This is a genomic window from Ilyobacter sp. (assembly GCF_041583315.1).
GTDB lineage: Bacteria > Fusobacteriota > Fusobacteriia > Fusobacteriales > Fusobacteriaceae > Ilyobacter.
Map to the genome: position 1 here is coordinate 1 of NZ_JBFHGC010000211.1, position 4,561 is coordinate 4,561.

General features: G+C 34.7%; 3 protein-coding genes. 2 read left to right on the forward strand and 1 reads right to left on the reverse strand.

From position 1 onward, the window contains the following. Positions 1 to 89 precede the first annotated feature (89 nt). Positions 90 to 908 carry an ABC transporter ATP-binding protein gene (locus ABZA26_RS08385; protein WP_372714073.1) on the forward strand — a complete coding sequence of 273 codons (819 nt, stop codon included), beginning with the start codon at positions 90 to 92 and terminating at the stop codon, positions 906 to 908. 114 nt (positions 909 to 1,022) lie between these two features. Here ABZA26_RS08385 and zupT read toward each other — a convergent pair whose 3' ends face one another. Beyond that, positions 1,023 to 1,892, reverse strand: a complete 870-nt coding sequence (zupT, locus tag ABZA26_RS08390; RefSeq protein WP_372714074.1) for a zinc transporter ZupT — start codon at positions 1,890 to 1,892, stop codon at positions 1,023 to 1,025. A 582-nt stretch (positions 1,893 to 2,474) separates the two neighbouring features. Here zupT and sppA point away from each other — a divergent pair. Continuing rightward, the gene (sppA, locus tag ABZA26_RS08395) at positions 2,475 to 4,211 is read left to right on the forward strand and encodes a signal peptide peptidase SppA (protein WP_372714075.1); all 1,737 of its coding nucleotides are present in this window, start codon (positions 2,475 to 2,477) and stop codon (positions 4,209 to 4,211) included. Positions 4,212 to 4,561: the final 350 nt, after the last annotated feature.

Sequence of the window (4,561 nt, forward strand, 5' to 3'; positions counted from 1 at the left end):
AAAAAAAGCAGGTTATTCTACTATTAGTATGAAGTCTGCTGAAATAGAGTATTAATATTTATAAAATAAAAAATCAGAAGGAGATAATTTTGATAAAACATAAAAGTTCCTTAAAAAATATAATTGATTTTGAAAATATTCATATAAACTACGAGGTGGGATCACCTGTATTGGAAAATATTAATCTTAAAATAAATACAGATGAACACTGGGCTATTTTGGGAGCAAACGGAAGTGGTAAATCTACTTTAATAAAATTAATCTCAAATGATTTATATCCGAATACCAAATATCCCTTCAAGAAAAAAGTATTTGGTAAAGATATATGGAATATCTTTGAAATAAAAAAAAATCTGGGAATTATTACAAATGATCTTCATACATACTTTGAAACTCAAGGGAAATTTTCAACTGCTTATGAAGTGGTTCTTAGCGGATATTATAGTTCAATTGGAATTTTTAAATACCATGACTTTACAAAAGAGCAGCATGAAAAGGTTTTAGAGGTTTTAGAGTTTCTTGAAATTTTGGAAATAAAAGATAAAAAAGTTCATCAAATGAGCACAGGACAATTAAGACGTTGTATTATCGGAAGAGCTTTGATTCATGATCCGAAGGCATTTATACTTGATGAGCCAACTGTGGGACTCGATATAAAGGCTCAAAACAGTTTTCTAAAGTTTATACAGAAACTTTCAACAAGAGCTTCTATTATATTAGTAACTCACCACATTGAAGAGATTTTTCAAGAAATTACCCATGTAGCTCTGATGCATGACAAAACTATTTTCAAACAGGGTGAAAAGGAAAAGATACTTACTTCAGAAAATCTATCTGAAATTTTTGAAATAAATATTGATCTTCAAAAAGAGAATAATAGATACTATATTAAAAGTATAGGTCAGTAAATATACTGTCTATGGATCTTTGAATCCATGGATATTAAAAACCCCTTGATACACTGATTATCAAGGGGTTTTTAGAGCTGAAATAAAAATGTATTAAAGCAGGAGATATCTGTACTATGCAAAGAGCAGCAGACTTACTGCCATAACTGCCATTCCGCTTACCAATCCATAGATGGAAAGATGGTGTTCTCCGTATCTCTGAGCTGCAGGAAGAAGCTCGTCCAATGAGATGAATACCATTATCCCTGCCACACCTGCAAAAAGTATCCCAAAGACAAAATCATTGAAATATCTGTAAAGAAGAAGATACCCAACCAGGGCTCCTATCGGTTCTGAAAGACCAGAGAGAAATGAGTAGAAAAATGCTTTTTTCTTATTTCCTGTGGCGTAGTATATTGGTACAGATACTGCTATACCTTCAGGTATGTTGTGGATAGCTATGGCCACTGCTATTGAAACTCCCAAAGTGGGATCCTTGATGGCCGAAGCGAATGTAGCCAGACCTTCTGGAAAGTTATGAATACCTATAGCGAGAGCTGAAAATATACCCATCCTGTACAGGGAACCTTTTTTATGTTTATGCCCCATATGTTCGCTGGCTTTTTCTGATTCCATCTCTTCAAGATGGTGCTCCATATTCTCTATTTCAACCATTTCTTCTACCCCGACTATTTCGTGGGGATTTTCAAAAGAAGGCACCATCTTATCTATAATAGCTATAAGCAGCATTCCTCCGAAAAAAGCCAAGGTTGTGACCCAGTAGCCGTTTCTTGTTCCGAGCTGTAATACCAGAGCATCCTTTGCTTTGGCAAAAATCTCTACAAAGGAAACATAGAGCATAACCCCCCCAGAAAATCCTAGGGCAACGGAAAGGAACTTTGTATTTGTTTTTTTTGTAAAAAACGCCAGAGCACTTCCTATACCGGTGGAGAGCCCTGCAAAAAGTGTGAGCCCGAAGGCAAATAAGACTGTACTATCCCACATAATAATCCTCCCTATGATGACCGCTGCTTATCTATGGACTCTATAATTTCATTAAGTCTATAACAAGCCTTGTATAAGAAGATATTATATTAGAAATTGAGTGGGAATTCAATACTTGATTGCATATAATTGATTTTCTTATATTTCTGATGTTGTCAAAATTACTGCAGAAATATTTTTTATAACAGACAGTGTCAGTTTTGACCTTAACAATAGGATAAATTCAAAGGATAGCTGTGGAAAACGAGCAGCTGGAAAACTGGACAGGCTCATGGAAAGATTAGATTATATATGAGTAAGTATTATATTCAGGTCTTTTTAAAATTTATAACCATATAATATACATTTTCATGATTAGGGAATAAAGATACGAGGTGGCTTCAATTGTAGTTTTTATAAAATAAACAGATTTAAAACAGAAGTAATAAATATGATTTTTAAATTTACAGGAATTTACAGCATTGTGCAGAAAAAGTATTTATGAATTTAAAATTTTAATGTGAGAATACAGAATTTAATTGCAATGAATATAGTAATGAAGTAAAGTATAGGAAGAGGACTAATATTTGTGGGAGGTAGAGTATGATTGTATTTAGATGGTTTAAAAATGCCCTTCTCTTTATACTGAAAGAGATAGCCTCTTTCCTTATAAAGATCGTGATGGTGATGGTGATAATAATAGTTCTGCTGGCAGTCTTTGTTCCAAAAACTCCAGTGGAAAAGGCTCCGATAAAAAAGAATACATATATTGAGCTGGACTTGTCAAACCCAATAGGTGAAAGGGGAAGCATCTCAATTTTCACAATGGAAGGGGAAAAGGTCAACTTCTATAATATGCTGAATTATCTGGACAAAGGTAAAAACGATCAGAGGATAGATGGTCTGATCTTAAAGGTCGATAATGTGGCGTTAAACAGGGCTCAGGTAGAGGAGCTGGGAAGAAAGATAAAAGAATACAGAGAAGCAGGGAAAAAAGTATATGCATTTTCCAGAGGTTTTGAAAACAGGAATTATTCTCTTGCAGTTAATGCAGATGAGATAATAATGCCACCTAGCAAAGGGGCTGGGTCAAATATATCGGGATACTTCATGGAACTTCCATACATGAAAAGACTCAGTGATAAGATAGGTGTGAAATATGAAGTCATACATGTGGGAGACTACAAATCTTATGGAGAAAACTATGTGAGAGAAGAAATGTCCCCGGAATTCCGGGAAAATATTACAAGACTTCTAGACAGGATATACTATAATTTTGTGCAGGATGTATCGGTGGCCAGAAATATAGACGAAAGGGATCTCAGTAAAAAAATACTAAACGGTGACTTCGTTTTGGCAGACGCCTTTAAAATGAAGGAAGAGAAACTCGTGGATAGCCTTATGTACTATCATGAATTTTTAAGAGAGAGAAATATAGTGAATAAAACTACTCTTGGAAAGTATTCCAGAAGTGTGGTGGGCCATCAGGGGTCAGGACAAAAGATAGCAGTGATCTATGGTGACGGAGAGATACTATACACAAACGGCGGAAGAGGTACTAAGCAGGCGATAACTCCGGATACAATGATTTCTGAGCTGGATATGGCTGTGCAAAGCAAGGACGTGGCAGGAATAGTGTTGAGAATAGATTCTCCCGGAGGATCTGCTCTGGCTTCTGAAGTAATAAATGCTAAAATAAGAAGTATAGAAAAGCCTGTATATGTATCTATGGGTGGAACCTCTGCCTCGGGAGGTTATTATATATCTGCTTCAGGAGACAGAATTTTTGCAGAGAGGGATACCATCACAGGATCTATAGGAGTGGTGAGTCTGGTACCTGATGTGAGTGAGCTAGCAGGAAAACTGGGGATAAAAATAGAGTCTGTTCAGAAAGGAAAGCTGTCTGGGATTTACTCTATAACTGACGGTATGAACAAGGATGAAAAAGAAAGGATATACCAATCCAGTTCTAAAATATACTCTGAATTTAAAGAGAGAGTGAGCTCAGGAAGAAATATCCCTATGAGTCAGATGGAATCTTTAGCAGGAGGAAGAGTTTGGCTAGGAGAGGAAGCTCTGGAAAAAGGACTTGTAGACGGTATAGGGGGGCTCCAGGATACTATAGGGATTATGGCCAAAGATCTGCAGCTGTCTGAATACAGTGTGGTAGAGATAAGGAGAGAAAATCCTTTTGAGAAACTCTTTATGAATTACAAGTATCTTGAGAATTTTTATAGCAGGTTTAACAATATTATGAACCTTGAAATAAACGATGAGAAAGAGATGTTAGAGAGTGAACTTATCATTAAACCAGTGACATATTTACCGTATAAAATATAAAAAAATCAGGGAATTTTTCCTGATTTTTTTATTGGTAGCGAAACAGTGATATAAAATTTGTATTATTATGAAGATTATTTTAACAAAAATATAAAATTTCTTGATTAATGAGGTAAATTATGTTAAATTTATATATAGAACTAATGTACATGTATTAAGTGTATTTTTAAAAGTTTGACATTATAATAAAGGGTTTATGATATGTATGAATTAAAGAAAAGACTATCATTGGGATGAAAAATAACAGGGGGGAATATGAAGTATAATTTTGACAGGGGTTTTAATCACGAGATAAAAGATTCTCTTAAGTGGAATACGGTAAAAAGAATATCAAATAAGAAGGATATTAT